Source organism: Bacillus sp. AFS017336 (genome assembly GCF_002555445.1).
GTDB lineage: Bacteria > Bacillota > Bacilli > Bacillales > Bacillaceae_G > Gottfriedia.
Genome location: NZ_NUCO01000126.1, coordinates 1 through 264, shown reverse-complemented (window position 1 = coordinate 264; position 264 = coordinate 1). Strand labels below are relative to the sequence as shown.

The following is a 264-nucleotide window of genomic DNA, read 5'->3' as shown; positions in this document are numbered from 1 at the left end:
CTTGCTGTCGGCCACCGCCCTCGTGCATCCCGCGTTCGCCACGGACGCGCGGGCGCTACAGATCTTCGTTTCCAAGAGCAAGCAATCGCTGGCCGTCTATGACGGAACCGACGTCATCGCCACGTCGAAGATATCGAGCGGAAAGTCCGGCCACACCACGCCCAGCGGCATCTTCTCTGTGATCGAGAAGCAGACCTACCACGAGTCCAACATCTACTCCGGCGCGCCGATGCCGTTCATGCAGCGGCTGACATGGTCCGGCAT

1 protein-coding gene is annotated in these 264 nt (G+C 62.1%); it reads left to right on the top strand.

All coding sequences use genetic code 11. From position 1 onward, the window contains the following. On the top strand, positions 1-264 hold a 264-nt coding region (locus CN601_RS22375), incomplete at both ends, for a L,D-transpeptidase family protein (protein WP_179865658.1).